This is a genomic window from Kitasatospora sp. NPDC114501 (assembly GCF_055633695.1).
Map to the genome: position 1 here is coordinate 191,164 of NZ_JBVKDS010000013.1, position 14,150 is coordinate 205,313.

General features: G+C 74.6%; 11 protein-coding genes. 6 read left to right on the top strand and 5 right to left on the bottom strand.

What is annotated here, in order from left to right:
- Positions 1-4 precede the first annotated feature (4 nt).
- The 4 genes from ACZ7RU_RS24725 to ACZ7RU_RS24740 form a co-directional block, all read right to left on the bottom strand.
- Positions 5-1,204, bottom strand: a complete 1,200-nt coding sequence (locus ACZ7RU_RS24725) for an aminotransferase class V-fold PLP-dependent enzyme (RefSeq protein ID WP_470343134.1) — start codon at positions 1,202-1,204, stop codon at positions 5-7.
- Positions 1,205-1,216: 12 nt separating this feature from the next.
- Positions 1,217-2,551 carry a pyridoxal-phosphate dependent enzyme gene (locus tag ACZ7RU_RS24730; protein ID WP_470343135.1) on the bottom strand — a complete coding sequence of 445 codons (1,335 nt, stop codon included), beginning with the start codon at positions 2,549-2,551 and terminating at the stop codon, positions 1,217-1,219.
- Positions 2,548-4,050, bottom strand: a complete 1,503-nt coding sequence (locus tag ACZ7RU_RS24735) for a Y4yA family PLP-dependent enzyme (RefSeq protein WP_470343136.1) — start codon at positions 4,048-4,050, stop codon at positions 2,548-2,550. The genes ACZ7RU_RS24730 and ACZ7RU_RS24735 overlap by 4 nt, the downstream gene beginning before the upstream one ends.
- A 158-nt stretch (positions 4,051-4,208) precedes the next feature.
- The gene (locus ACZ7RU_RS24740) at positions 4,209-4,967 is read right to left on the bottom strand and encodes a class I SAM-dependent methyltransferase (RefSeq protein ID WP_470343137.1); all 759 of its coding nucleotides are present in this window, start codon (positions 4,965-4,967) and stop codon (positions 4,209-4,211) included.
- 263 nt (positions 4,968-5,230) lie between these two features.
- On the opposite strand from ACZ7RU_RS24740, the gene ACZ7RU_RS24745 reads away from it, so the two are divergent.
- Positions 5,231-5,686: a universal stress protein gene (locus ACZ7RU_RS24745; protein ID WP_470343138.1), complete on the top strand. Its 456-nt coding sequence runs from the start codon at positions 5,231-5,233 to the stop codon at positions 5,684-5,686.
- Between the two features lie 37 nt (positions 5,687-5,723).
- Here ACZ7RU_RS24745 and ACZ7RU_RS24750 read toward each other — a convergent pair whose 3' ends face one another.
- Positions 5,724-6,767 (bottom strand): lactonase family protein, encoded by a 1,044-nt coding sequence (locus tag ACZ7RU_RS24750; RefSeq protein WP_470343139.1) that lies wholly within the window; start codon positions 6,765-6,767, stop codon positions 5,724-5,726.
- 279 nt (positions 6,768-7,046) lie between these two features.
- Here ACZ7RU_RS24750 and ACZ7RU_RS24755 point away from each other — a divergent pair, with 279 nt between their 5' ends.
- The 5 genes from ACZ7RU_RS24755 (at position 7,047) to ACZ7RU_RS24775 (ending at position 14,075) form a co-directional block, all read left to right on the top strand.
- The gene (locus ACZ7RU_RS24755; RefSeq protein ID WP_470343140.1) at positions 7,047-8,096 is read left to right on the top strand and encodes an NAD(P)-dependent alcohol dehydrogenase; all 1,050 of its coding nucleotides are present in this window, start codon (positions 7,047-7,049) and stop codon (positions 8,094-8,096) included.
- 48 nt (positions 8,097-8,144) lie between these two features.
- A complete protein-coding gene (locus tag ACZ7RU_RS24760) occupies positions 8,145-9,974 on the top strand; it encodes a glycoside hydrolase family 15 protein (RefSeq protein WP_470343141.1) in 1,830 nt (609 codons plus the stop codon).
- Complete coding sequence (locus tag ACZ7RU_RS24765) at positions 9,971-11,338, top strand: glucose-6-phosphate dehydrogenase (protein ID WP_470343142.1); 1,368 nt, start codon at positions 9,971-9,973, stop codon at positions 11,336-11,338. Before ACZ7RU_RS24760 ends, ACZ7RU_RS24765 begins: the two co-directional genes overlap by 4 nt.
- Positions 11,339-11,346: 8 nt before the next feature.
- Positions 11,347-11,898 carry a gluconokinase gene (locus ACZ7RU_RS24770; RefSeq protein ID WP_470343143.1) on the top strand — a complete coding sequence of 184 codons (552 nt, stop codon included), beginning with the start codon at positions 11,347-11,349 and terminating at the stop codon, positions 11,896-11,898.
- Between the two features lie 809 nt (positions 11,899-12,707).
- The gene (locus ACZ7RU_RS24775) at positions 12,708-14,075 is read left to right on the top strand and encodes a serine hydrolase domain-containing protein (protein WP_470343144.1); all 1,368 of its coding nucleotides are present in this window, start codon (positions 12,708-12,710) and stop codon (positions 14,073-14,075) included.
- The last annotated feature ends 75 nt before the right edge of the window (positions 14,076-14,150 follow it).

A 14,150-nucleotide genomic window follows, 5' to 3' on the forward strand; every position in this document is an offset into this window, starting at 1 on the left:
GTCGCTACAGCCCGGCCAGGACGGCGAGCAGGCGGTCGACCTCCTCCGGGGTGTTGTAGACGTGCAGGCTCACCCGCACCGAGCTCTCGCTCTCCCCGGCCCGCCCCTGGCAGTGCCCGTCGGCGCGCACCATCAGGCCGTGGCTGGCGAGGACGAAGCCCAGGTCGTTGGAGCCGATCCCGTGGTGCCGGAAGGTGACGATGCCCTCCCGCCGCTGGACCACGGAGTCGGCGGCGAGGCTCAGTTGGCAGCCGAGGACCTCGTACGGGGCCAGCGTGCGCAGCCCCTCGGTGAGCCGGGCGGCCAGGGCGGTGTTCCACCGCTGGATGCGCTCCGGCCCGGCGTCGTCGAGCCAGTCCAGGGCGGCCTCCAGGCTGGCGATGCCGCAGGTGTTGGGCGTGCCGCTCCAGCCGCCGGGGGTGAACTCCGGGCCCCGGGTGTTGCGGGCCCACACCGCGCCGGTGCCGGGCAGGGCCATCGCCTTGTGCCCGGAGAAGACCACGAAGTCGACGTCCAGCGTGCCGACGTCCACCGGCAGGTGGCCGACGCTCTGCGCGGCGTCGAGGCAGATCGGCACCCGCGGCCCGACGGCGGCCCGGACGCGGTGGACGTTCATGTCGCCGCCGTACACGTGGTGCACGTGGGTGGCGGCGACGAACGCCGTGCGGTCGGTGACGAGTCGGGCCAGCGCGACGTGGTCGTAGTCGTGCGAGGCCGGGTCGTACGGCAGCTCGCGGATCGTGATCCGCACGCCCTGACGGGCCAGCAACCGCTGGGCCTCCAGCCAGGGCAGGGCGTTGGCCTGGTGGTCGGCGAACGGCACGATGATCTCGTCGCCGTCCCGCAGGTGGTGGGGCAGCCAGTCCCGGGCCACCGTGCGCAGCCCCTCGGTGGCGCCGCTGACGAAGTGGACGCCGGAGCGCTGCTGCGGGGCCGGGTCGCCGAGGAAGCGGGCGACCCGGGCGCGGGTGCGGTCGACCAGGGCGGTGGTGGCGTTGGCCCAGGTGTAGGTGCCGCGTCCGGCGTTGGCGTTGGCGGTGGTCAGGTAGCGCTGGACGGTGTCGAGCACCGCCCGGGGCTTCTGCGAGGTGGCCGCGCTGTCCAGGTACGCCTGGTCCGGGTTGCCGGTGACGATGGGGAACTGCGCCCGCAACCCGCGGTGCCAGTCGTGGAGTTCGGCGAGCGGTCCGTCGATGGTGGTCATGGCCGTCCCCGCTCAGTCCCGGACCAGCGGGGCGCCCGCGTCCCGCCAGGCGATGACGCCGCCGGTCAGGCTGCGCGCGTCCCGGTGTCCCATCCGGGTGAGCAGCGCCGCGTACCGGACGGACTTCTCGCCGACCGGGCAGGCCAGCAGGACCGGCTGGTGGGTGCCGAACGGCAGCCCGCCGTAAAGGAGTTCGTCGAAGAGCTCGTCGACGATGTTGATCGATCCCTCGATGTGCAGCGCCGCGAAGGCGTGGGGGCCGCGCAGGTCGACCACCAGCGGCCGCTCCTCGGCGATCCACTTGCGCGCGGCGTCGACCTCGACGGTCCGGGCGGCGGCCAGTTCGGCCGGGGTCACCGTCTGCACCGAGTCGGGCCGGGCGGGCCGGTGGAACAGCTCGGGCCGCCGGTGGCGGACGTAGCTCAGGTAGCTCTCCACCCGGTCGCAGACGATGAAGACCGCCGTGTGCCGTTCGCCGGTCGCCCGGGCCGCCAACTCGGCGTCCACCGTGCGCAGGTGGCGCAGCGCGCCGTGGAAGGCGCCGCCGCCGGTCGGGCCGGCCGGCAGGCCGCAGCGGCGCACCAGGGTGAGCATGCCGTCGATGGCCTGGTCGGCGGTCACCGACTCGATGGCGTCGTAGGTGGCGGGGTCGAACAGCCCGACCTCGTGGACCTCGTCGATGGTGCGGATGCCGGGGATGAAGTCGGACTTGTGGGCGACCAGTCCGAGCACGTCGACGGCCGGGTTGTGGGCGCGCAGCACGGCCGCCACGCCGGTGGACGAGCCGGCGGTGCCGACGCAGGCGATGAAGTGGTCCGGGGCGCGGCCGTCGAGGTCCCGGACGATCTCGGGGCCGGTGCCGGTGAGGTGGGCGTCGACGTTGAGCCGGCTGTAGTACTGGTCGGTGTGCAGGTAGCCGGAGTCGGCCTCGGAGAGCATCCGGTGGATGCGGGTGAGCGGGTCGTCGGTGTCGGTCGGGTCGAGGCACTCGGTGCGGCCGGGCAGTTCCTCGATCTCGGCGCCCAGCAGCAGGAGCAGGTCCTTGATCTCGGGGACCCGCATCCGGTTGGTGACGCTCCTGAACGGCAGTCCGTGCAGGCCGGCGATCAGCGCGAGCGCCTTGGCGGTGTTGCCGCTGGACAGCTCCACGACGGTGTCGCCGCGTTCGACGGCGCCGGGGAGCGCCTCGCGGGTCATGTTCCAGGCGGCCCGGTCCTTGACGGAGCCGAAGGGGTTGAGCATCTCCAGCTTGGCGTACAGGTCGATGTGCCGCAGGCCGGTGACCGCCGGGTCGATCCGGAGCAGCGGGGTGTTGCCGATCGCGTCGGTGATGCTGTCGTACCTCATGCCCGTCCGTCCCCCCGGTGTCCTGCGGCCGCCGTCGCGTCGACGGGCCAGTACTGCTCGTCCAGGCGCCACCGCCAGGCGCCGTCCTGCCGGTACGCGGCGACCTTGCGCGCCACGGGCTGGCGGAGCGCCCGGCCCGCGCTGAAGTCCATCAGGTAGCCCGCGGTGTTGGCGAAGGCGAGCAGGTCGCCGGGGGCGGGGAGGCGGGGCAGGAAGACAGTCCGGCGGGTGATCAGGTCGGTCTCCAGGCAGAGGTTGCCGATCAGGTACACCCCCACCGGGCCGTCCGGGCCGTCCGGGCCGTCCGGTGCGGCCGGGCCGCCGGGCCGGGGGATCAGCAGCGGGTCCATCAGCACCCCGTGCTCCTCCAGGCCGACGTCCCGGGCGTTCATCTCCAGCCGGACCAGGCACTCGCCGGCCGGGGTGTGCCGGACCTCCAGGACCCGGGCGAGCGTCGCCCCGCACTGGTCGGCCAGCGCCCGGCCGGGTTCCACCACCAGGTCGTACAGGTTCTCCAGCAGCAGGGTTCCGAGCGGCCGTCCGAGCGTGGGCGCCGGGTACGAGAGCAGCTCGTCCAGGTAGGCCTCGGCGGCCACCGGGCGGTGCGCCGGGTAGAGGCCGAGGGAGCCGCGCAGCCGGCCGGACTCGGCGCGCAGCCCGTAGCCGTGGCCCTGCCAGGTGAGCGGGGGCCGCCGGCCCAGGACGGCTTCGGTCAGCTCGGTGGTGTACCGCTCCCACTGGGCGGCGTCGGCCAGGTAGTCGACGCCGAAGCCGCCGCCGATGTCGATGGTGCGCGGTCGCAGGCCCCGGCGCCGGCACTCGTTCAGCACCGTGACGCAGGTCTCCAGGGCGACGGCCTTCTCGGCCACGCCGGTGGTGTCCAGGTGGTAGGCGACGCCGGTGGTCTCGACGGCGTCCCGGTGGCGTTCGAGCGCGTCGAGCAGCTCGTCGAGCTCGCCGACGTCGGTGCCGAACCGGCTCGGCCGGGTGAGCACCGTGACCCCCGGTGCCCGGAAGCCGGAAAGCCGCGGCAGGACGCGCACCGGCGGCAGGGCGTGCTTGCGCACCAGGTCGGCCAGGTCGTCGAGTTCGGCGCGGGAGTCCAGGTGGACGGTGACGCCGGTGCGGGCCGCCAGCCAGAGGTACTCGCGGTTCTTGGGGCCGGTGGCGATGATCCGGTCGGGCGGGCAGCCGGCCCCGAGCACGTGCTGGAGTTCGGCGAGCGAGGCGACGTCCAGCCCGGCCTCGGTGGCGGCGAGCCGGCGGACGAGGGCGCTGGAGCGGTTCGCCTTGTGGGCGAAGTGGATCCGGCCGGTGAGCCGGTGCTTGCGGTAGACGGCCTGGAAGCGTGCCAGGTTGTCCGCGATCTGCTCGGGCAGGAGCAGGTTGAGCGGGGAGCCCAGCGCGTCGGCGAGGGTGTGCAGGAGCTCGCGTTCCTCCAGGAGGGAGCGGAGCGGGGTCTCCAGCCGTGGTTCGAGATACAGCGGTAGGGGCCGCATGCGAAACCAGCTCTCCATGAGAAGTCGGCATGAGGGGGGCCGAGCCGAGGGAAACGGTAACCGTTTCCCCGGGTGATCAAAAGGGCGCTTCTGTCACACCATCGCAACGACTGTGCCGATCGGGAACCGGGCGTTCCGGCTGGGGTTCTGACGGATCGTCAGCGAAGCGCGACCAGGACGGAACTGGTGCCGTACTGCCACACCGGGCCGGCCTGGCGGAACCCGGCCTCGCGCAGCAGTTCGCAGTGCCGGGCCGCCGAGAGGCCGTTGCCGGGGCCGTCGGTCGGGGGCAGCTGCCGCTCGCGGGCCGTCAGCAGGTCGGCGAACTCGGGGACCTGGCCGGCCGCGGCCCACCACTGGGACCAGTCCTCGGCGGCGCCGGTGCCCCGGCGCTGGGCGCGGCGCCGGCCGATCGCCAGGGCGAGTTCGGCGAGCGGCCGGTCCTCGGGGATGAGGTGGTCGCCGTTGACCAGGACGCCGCCGGGCCGCAGCAGGCCCGCGAGGTCGCGGTAGATCCCGAGCAGCGCGTCCGGCGGCGGGTAGTGCAGCGCGGTGGTGGACATCACGGCGTCCAGCGGGCGGTCGAGTTCGAGCGCCTCGACCCAGCCCGGGCGGCCGATCAGGGTCTCCACCCAGCGCGCGATCCGGGGGTGCCGGGCGCGGCCGAGGGCGAGCAGCAGCGGGTCGATGTCGACCGCGAGGATCTCGGCGTGCGGCAGCCGGGCCGCGACGCGCGCGGACAGCGAGCCGGGGCCGCTGCCGAGGTCGGCGACGAGCGGGCGCCCGCGGTGGCCGACGGTCTGCTCCAGCACGTCGGCGATGACGGTGAACCGCTCCTCGCGCTCCACCGCGTACCGCTCCTGCTGGCGCTCCCAGCGGTCCACCCAGGCGCCGGCCAGGGCGGCGTCCACTCGCATCCCGACTCCCGCGGTGTCCCGTGCGCGTTCGAGGCTTGACTTACCGACAATGTTTGTCATGTTCATCCAGATCTGCAACCGGTTCGGCGCGGGTTTTCTGGCGAAACGATATCCGTTTTCATCTGAAGGTTTCCACCGGGCCCCGTCCGGACCCGCCCGGACTGCGCGCCCGGTGCGGTCGGTACCAGGCTGGACCCCGAGCCCGGTGACGGCGGGCCACCGCCCGGTGCGATCCTCCGCCGCCGTCGAGTCGAGGAGGAGACATGGCCGACCAGCCTGAGGAGAAGCGCCGGATCGTGGTCGGGGTGGACGGCTCGGAGCCGTCCGAGCGGGCGCTGCGCTGGGCCGTGCGCCAGGCGGAGCTCACCGGCGGGGCGGTGGTGGCGGTGATCGCCTGGGAGTACCCGACCTACCACGGGGCGCGCGGCTGGTTCCCCCCGGGGATCACCGACGAGGCGGCGCTGGAGAGCCGGGCGCGGCAGGAGGTCGCCCGGGCCGTCCGGCAGGCCGTGGGCGAGGACCCGCCGGTCGAGGTGCGCACCGAGGCGCGCTACGGCTCCCCGGCGGGATCACTGGTCGAGGCGGCCCGGGGGGCGGACCTGCTGGTGGTCGGCAGCCGGGGCCTCGGGGGCTTCGCGGGGATGCTGCTGGGCTCGGTGGCCCAGCACTGCACCCGGCACGCCACCGTCCCGGTCGTGGTGGTCCGTGAGGAGGAGTGAGCGAGCGGGTGTCCGGGCCCGGCCCGGGCACCCGCCCTCAGTCGAACAGGACCGCCGAGGCCGAGGGGACGGCCAGCGAGCCCGCCCGGCGCGGGACGCCCGTCACGGCGTCCACGTCGAACCAGGTGACGTCGCCGGAGTGCTCGTTCGCCGCGTACAGGCGGGTGCCCGTGGGGCCGAGCACCAGGTCGCGCGGCCAGCGGCCCCCGCAGGGCACCGAGGTGACCACCCGGGCGCCCTCGCCCGTCCCGTCGAGGGCGAGCACCACGATGGTGTCGGTGCCGCGCTCCGCCGCCCACAGGAACCGGCCGTCGGGGGAGACCACCGGGGCCGACGGGGAGACCGGGCCTTCGACGCCGTCGGGGAACAGCGGGACCTCCTCGACCGGGTCGAGCGCCCCGGCCGCCGCGTCCCAGCGGCAGACCGTCACGACCGGGCGCAACTCGCCGAGCACGTACGCGTGCCGGCCGGAGGGGTGGAAGGCGAGGTGCCGCGGACCGGTGCCGGGCGGCAGCGCGGCCTCGGCGTGCGGGGCCAGCTCCCCGGTCGCCGGGTCCAGGGCGCAGACCCGTACCGAGTCGGTGCCGAGGTCGACGCTGAGCACCCAGCGCCCCGACGGGTCGGGGAGCACCTGGTGGGCGTGCGGGGCGAGTTGGCGGTCCGGGTGCGGCCCGCTGCCCCGGTGGCGCAGCACGTCGCTCGGGGGCCGCGGGGTGCCGTCGGCGGCGAGCGGCAGCACGCTGACGCTGCCGGAGCCGTAGTTGGCGGTCAGCAGGTGGCCCTGGTCGAGGCTCAGGTGGGTGGGGTGGTCCCCGTCCACCGGCACCGGGGCGCCGAGCGGGCGGGGGACGGGGCCGGCGATGTCGTAGGCGGTGACGGCGCCGGGCTCCGTCTCGGACACGGCGTACAGCACTGGCCCCTCCGCGGCCTGCCCGACGGCGAGGTAGGACGGGTCCACCGCGTCGACGGCACCGGTGGCGGTCAGCGCCCCGGTGTCCGGGTCCAGCGAGGCCAGGACGATCCCGCGCCCGCCCGTCGAGGTGAACGACCCGATGAAGGCCCGCTCCGCGCCCCTGTCCACCACCGCAACCTCCGCAGTCCGCCGTTGCGCTCGGACCCTAGCAGGTACCCGCGCGGTCCGGCCGGACCACACGGACGGCGGTCCGGTACCGCGGCCGCGCTCTTTCACTGGAAAGCACCGCTGCCCGGGCGGTCGGATCGCGGACCGGCCCGGTTCCCGGGAAGGTGGGAGCCGTCGGCCGCGCGGCCCGTCACCGGTCGCCGCGGGTGTCGGCGGGGGAGGGAACCGCATCGATCCGCACGCCCGTGGTGGTGGTGCGACGGCAGGAGGGAACGGCCGGTGAAGGCCTTCGTGATGAAGGAGATCGGGCAGGTGGGCTTCCTGGAGAAGCCCGTACCGAGGCCCGGTCCGAACGACGCCGTGGTGCGGACCACCAAGGCGCTCATCTGCACGTCCGACTCCCACACCGTCAAGGGCGGCATCGGCCCGCGGGAGAACCTGACCCTCGGGCACGAGGCGGTGGGCGTGGTGCACGAGGTGGGCGGCGAGGTGAGGGACTTCCGCCCCGGCGACCGGGTGCTGGTCGGCGCCATCACGCCCGACTGGGGCGACCGGGCCTCCCAGAACGGCCATCCCTCGCAGTCGGGCGGCCCGCTCGGCGGCTTCAAGTTCGCGAACCTCAAGGACGGGGTCTTCGCGGAGTACTTCCACGTGAACGACGCGGACGCCAACCTCGCGCTGATCCCCGACGCCATCTCCGACCAGGACGCGGTCTACTGCGCCGACATGCTCTCCACCGGCTTCATGGGCGCCGAGCACGGCGCCATCCCGATCGGCGGGACGGTCGCCGTCATCGCGCAGGGGCCGGTCGGCCTGATGGCGACGGTCGGCGCCAGGCTGCGCGGCGCCGGGCTGGTCATCGGGGTCGAGTCGGTGCCCAGCCGGCAGAAGCTCGCCCGGACGTACGGGGCGGACGAGATCGTGGACTTCACCGAGGAGGACGTCGTCGCGCGGATCCTGGAGTTGACCGACGGGCAGGGCGTGGACACCGCCATCGAGGCGCTCGGCGCGGACGCGACCTTCCAGACCGCGGTCAAGGTCACCAAGCCGGGTGGCACGGTCTCCAACACCGGCTACTTCGGCGAGGGCGAGTTCGTCCGCATCCCGCGCGTCGAGTGGGGCGTCGGCATGGCGGACAAGACCATCGCGACGGGGCTCTGCCCGGGCGGCCGGCTGCGGATGGAGCGGCTCCTGAGGGTGCTCGCCGGCGGCCGGGTGGACCCCTCGCACCTGACGACCCACGAGTTCCGCTTCGACGACATGGAACGGGCCTTCGAGGTGTCGGACAAGAAGCTGGAGGACGTCGTGAAGGTGATGATCACCTTCTAGCTCCGGCACCCCCCGACCGACCCACCGACACCGCGGAAGCGAGGCGGCATGCACGACCCCGACCCACCGTTCCGGCCGGTCCGCCGGCGCAAGGGCTACCCGCCGCTGGAGGACCTCGGCCTGATCGGGAACGGCACGACCGCCGCGCTGGTCGGCCTGGACGGCGCCATCCCGTGGATGTGCCTGCCCCGGTTCGACTCCGAACCGCTGTTCTGCGGCCTGCTGGACCACGCGCGCGGCGGGCACTTCACCCTCGCCCCCGAGGACCTGGCGGAGGCCAGGCAGCGCTACGAACCGGACACCGGCGTGCTGACCACCGAACTGCGGAGCCCCACCGGCCTGGTGCGCGTCACCGACGCGCTGGCCCTGCGCTCCGGCGCCGACCTCACCGACGACGCCCCGGCCGACCGGGCCGAACTCGTGCGCTCCGCCGTGGTGTTGGACGGGACCGTCCGGCTGCGCGCGGAGCTGGAGCCGCGCGGCGGCGCGCAGACCCGGGCCCTGTTCAGCGGGCTGGAGGTGCGCCCGAACCGGCGCCCGGACCTGCGGCTGCACCTGCGCTCCAACCGCCCGCTGACCGGCCTGCACAGCACCCACGAGCTGCGCCGGGGCGAGCGCCTGGACCTGGTGCTGTCCTGGGGCCGCTTCCACCGCCACCACCGCTTCGACACCGACGCGACCCTGCGGGGCACCATCGAGGCCTGGCGCCGCTGGATGGGCCACTTCGCGTACGACGGCCCCCAGGAGCCGCTGGTCCGGCGGGCCGCGATCACCCTGAAGCTCTGCGACGACTGGGCCAACGGCTCGCTGGTCGCGGCGCCCACCTCCTCGCTGCCCGCGCCGGTCGGCGGGGTCCGCAACTGGGACTACCGCTACAGCTGGATCCGCGACGCGGCGTTCGCCGTGTTCGCGCTGCGCCGGATCGGCTTCCGCGGCGAGGCCGACGCCTTCCTCGGCTGGGTCCTGGACGCCTTCGAGTCCGGCCGGCGGCCCCGGATCATGTACGACCTGCGGGGCGGCCCGGTGCCGGACGAGGTCGAGGACGGGGAGCTGGAGGGCTACCAGCGCTCCGCCCCGGTGCGCTGGGGCAACGGCGCGGCCGACCAGCGCCAGCACGACGTCTACGGCGAGATCCTGGACTGCGCCGACCAGTGGCTGCGCGCCGGCGGCGAGATCCAGCCCGCGCTGTGGGCCGGCCTGGCCGGACTGGCCGACACCGCCGGGCAGGCCTGGCGCCAGCCTGACCAGGGCATCTGGGAGGTGCGCAGCGAGGGCCGGGTGTTCACCTACTCGGCGGCCCTGTGCCAGGTCGCCCTGGACCGGGCCGCGCAGATCGGCGAGCGGCTCGGCCTGCCCGCCGGGACGGCCCGGTGGCGCGCCTCGGCCGACGAACTGCGCCGGCTCATCCTGGAGCGGTCCTGGGACGAGGACGCCAAGACCCTCAGCGCCCACCTGGACGGCGGCGGGGCGCTGGACGCGAGCCTGCTCGCGCTGCCGCTGCGCCAGGTGGTGCCGGCCGGCCACCCGCGGATGGTGGCCACCGCCGCGGCCGTCGCCGAGCGGCTGTCGGCGGGCGGCGGGCTGCTCCACCGCTACCTGCACGAGGAGTCACCGGACGGCCTGCCGGGCGACGAGGGCGCCTTCGTCCTGTGCAGCTTCTGGCTGGTCGACAACCTGGTCGGCCAGGGCCGGATCGAGGAGGCCGAGGAGCTGTACGCCTCGCTCTGCTCCCGGGCGAGCCCCCTCGGGCTGCTGTCCGAGCAGATCGACCCGTCCACAGGAGAGTTCATGGGCAACTTCCCGCAGGCGTTCAGCCACATCGGGATCATCGCCAGCGGCGTCAACCTCGGCCGGGCGAGGGCGGGTGGCCGGGGATGATCGACCGGCTCGCGATCCTCGGCGCGACGGGGGACCTCAGCGCCCGCTTCCTGCTGCCGGCGCTGGCCGCCCTGCGCGCGGCCGGACAGGTCGGCGACGCGCTCCGGGTGACCGGCGCGAGCCGGGAGGACTGGGACACCGGGCAGTACCGCACGTGGGCCGCGACCCGACTCGACCGGCACGGCGGCGACCTCCCGGCCGAGGCCAGGGAGGCGGTGCTGAACGCCGTGAGCTACCTGCGGGCCGACGTCACCGACCCGGCCGACGTCGCCGCGGTGGTCGCCGGCGAGGGGCCGGTGGCCGTCTACCTCGCCCTGCCGCCGGCGCTGTTCCCCGCCGTGATCACCGCCCTGCACGCGGCGGGCCTGCCGGCCGGCAGCCGGATCGTCCTGGAGAAGCCGTTCGGCGAGGACCTGGCCGGCGCGCGGGAGCTGAACCGGCTGCTCGCCGACCTGGTGCCGGAGCGCGCGGTGTTCCGGGTGGACCACTTCCTGGCCATGACGACCGTCCAGAACGTGCTCGGCAGCAGGCTGGCCAACCGGGTGCTGGAGCCGATCTGGAACAGCACCCACATCGCCGAGGTGGACATCGTCTGGGACGAGACGCTGGCGCTGGAGGGCCGGGCCGGGTACTACGACCAGGTCGGGGCGCTCAAGGACATGGTGCAGAACCACCTCCTGCAACTGCTCTGCCTGGTGGCCATGGAACCGCCGCTCACGCTCGGCGAACGGGACCTGCGCGACCGGAAGGTGGACGTGCTGCGCTCGGTACGGCCGCTGACCGAGCACGACGTGGTGCACCGCACCCGGCGGGCCCGCTACCGGCCCGGCCGGATCGGGGACCGCGAGGTTCCCGCCTACGCCGAGGAGGAGGGCGTCAGCCCGGAGCGCCGCACCGAGACCTTCGCCGAGGTGGAACTGGAGCTGGACAGCTGGCGGTGGGCCGGGACGCGGTTCCGGCTGCGCAGCGGCAAGGCGCTGGGGGAGGACCGCAAGGAGGTCGCGGTGCACTTCCGCCCGGTGCCCCACCTGCCGTTCGGCCACAGCGGGGAGGCCCACCCCAACGTGCTGCGGTTCGAGCTGGAGCCGGAGGGACTGACCCTGGACCTGACCGGCATCGGCGCCCACGCCCACGAGCTCGTCCCGGTGTCGCTGACCGCGCGGATGGACCCGCAGGAGCTGCCCGCCTACGGCCGGCTGCTGCTGGACGTCCTGACCGGGGATCCGGCGCTGTCCATCCGCGGCGACGAGGCCGAGGAGGCCTGGCGGGTGCTGGAGCCCGTGCTGTCCGCCTGGGAGCGGGACCTGGTGCCGCTGGAGGAGTACCCGGCCGGCTCGCCGGGGCCGCCCCCGCGGTGGTGGTAGGTGCCGCGATGACCCTCGGCTCCGAGCGCCGGGCCCCGTGCGTGGTGGTGATGGGGGTGGCAGGTACCGGCAAGTCCACGGTGGCCCGGCTGCTCGCTGAGCGGCTGGAGGTCCCCTTCGCGGAGGCGGACGACTTCCACCGGCCGGCCGACATCGCCCGGATGGCGGCCGGTGTCCCGCTGGACGACGCCCGGCGCCAGCCCTGGCTGCGGGCCGTCGGGCGGTGGCTCCGCGAGCGGGACGCGGCGGGCGGGGGCGGTGTGGTCACCTGCTCCGCGCTGAAGCGGCGCTACCGGGACACCCTGCGGGAAGCCAGTCCGGACGCCTTCTTCCTGCATCTGACGGGCAGCCGCGAACTGCTGGCGGACCGGATCGGCCGGCGCAGCGGGCACTTCATGCCGCAGTCGCTGCTCGGCTCGCAGCTCGCCGCGCTCGAACCGCTCGAACCGGACGAGCGGGGTGCCGCGCTGGACGTCGGCCCGGCCCCCGGCGTGCTCGTCGACGCGGCCCTGGAGCTGCTGTCGGCCCCGGGTGGTTTCACTCGCGGCCCATCCGACTGATTCCGTCGCGTTCCGTCACAGCTGTCACAGCCGTCCGGGAAATCACTCGGATATTTCCGCGAATAGTTGTTCGAGTGGATGGTGAGGTCTGAACCCCACATTTTCGGCCAAAGAATTCGCACTCGTCATCGGGCGTTCCGGGGCGCGGCTGGGAGGCAACCAGGGATTTTGTGGTTCCGATTCCCGGTGGAGTCGCTTTCCGTTCAATCGGAAGGGGTTGCGAGCGGCTGAGCCGCCATGAAGACTGTTGCGCGTTCGTCGTCCGGACGTTCGGGACGGCAAGGATTCCGCGACTCCCCGGTCGTGTCGGCGCGTTCCGCGCGACGGTTGCGGGGGCGGATCGCGAATAAGGGGGATGGACATGCCGGATACGGGCATTGCGCAGGTGGAGGCCGGAAGAGTGGCCGGTCGGCGGCGAGCGGATTTCTGTTCGAGCGTTCCGGCGGGGTAAGGGTATTCGGCCGTTCCCGGTGAACCGTGCGCCGTTCCCCGCTCCGCCGGTCACCGATCCGCCGGTCACCGGGTCGCGGGGAATTCGGGTCGCATTCGCACCGTCCGGGCCCGGACGCGCCGAGGCGGCTCGGAACGGCTCCGGAACGGCTCCGCGAGGGCGGGGATTCCCGTTCCCGGACCCGCCCGGCAGCCGTGGCCGACCGGTCCCGCGCCGATTCCGCCTCGTTCCGCGCGTCCCGGAGCGGGCGGCGCCGGCGGCCGGAAATTCCCCACCGTGCCGTGACGACCCGATCCGCGATTCCGCCCCGGGCGCCCGTGCGCCCGCACCCGAGAACCAGTCGACGGGAGCTACCGCCATGCCGTACGCCAGTCCGGCGCCCACCCGTGAGCGGGCGCCTGTCCTCCCGCGCCGCGAACTGCAGCACCGCCTCGACGTCCTCGCCCGCGCCCACCGGGTGCCCGGAGCCCAACTGGCGCTGGACACCGGTGCGGAGGCCGTCGTCCTGCACACCGGGGTGGCCGACACCGGCACCGGGGCGCCCTTCACCGGGGAGACCGCCGTCCCGGTCGGGTCGCTCACCAAGCCCTACACGGCCGCCCTGGTGATGCTGCTCGCCGACGACGGCGACCTCGACCTCGACGAACCGGCCGCCGAGCACCTATCGGAGCTCCGGCAACTGCCCGCAGTAACGATTCGTCACCTACTCGGCCACACCGGCGGCCTGCCCACCGGACCGGATTCCGACGCCGCCGCCCGCACCACCGTGACGCGCTACCTGTCCGCCGTGTGCACCGCCCGGGACGCGCTGTTCCCGCCCGGGACGGACTTCTCCTACTCCAACGCCGGCTACGTCGCCGCCGGGCGCCTGGTCGAGGCGGTGACCGGGATGCCCTGGCACGAGGCCGTGCGCGCCCTGCTGCTCGAACCCCTCGGCACCGGGCCGGTGTTCGTCGACACGGCCGCGCCCGGGCGGCCGGTCGCCGCCGGGCACGCCCTCAACGCGGCGACCGGCCGGGCCCGGGCCGTCCGGCAGAACCTGGCCCTGCTGGAGGCCCCGGCCGGCGCCCTGCTGGCGAGCGCCGCGGACCTCGCCGCGCTCGGCGCCGCCCTGGTCGGCCGGGCCGGAGCGCTGCCCCCGGACGTCGCCGAGCGGATGCGCCGCCCGCAGCCCGGCGCCCGGCCCGGAACGCTCGCGGACGGCTGGGGCGCCGGAGTCGCGCTCTACCGGCGAGACGGGCGGCTGTGGTGCGGCCACGACGGCAACGCCATGGGCACCTCCTGCCACCTGCGGGCCGACCCGGACAGCGGCGTGGTGGTCGCCTTCACCGGCAACGCCGGCGCCGCCACCGGCCTGTGGCGCGAACTCGCGGCCGATCTCGACGAGTTGGCCGGGATCCGGGTGCCCGCGTCGATCGCGCCGGTGGGCGCCGGCGGGCCCGTGCCGCTCGCCGGACCCGCGACCCTCGCCGAGTGCGCGGGCACCTACCGCAACGGCTCGATCCACTACCGGGTCGAGTCGACCGGCGACGGACCGCCGACCCTCGCGGTGGACGGCGACCTGCCCATCCCGCTGCGCTGCCACGCCGACCTCCGCTACGACCTGATCGCGCCGGACACCGGCCGCCCCGAGCCCGGCGGACGCTTCCACCGGGACCCGGCCACCGGACGGATCGACCGGGTGCAGGTCTCCGGACGCACCGCCCGCCGGACCGCCGCCGGCTGAGCCGGCCGGCCCGCCGCCGGAGAGCCACCACCGCACCACCGCCGTACAGCCGCCACCGCACCGTTCCCGGGCCCG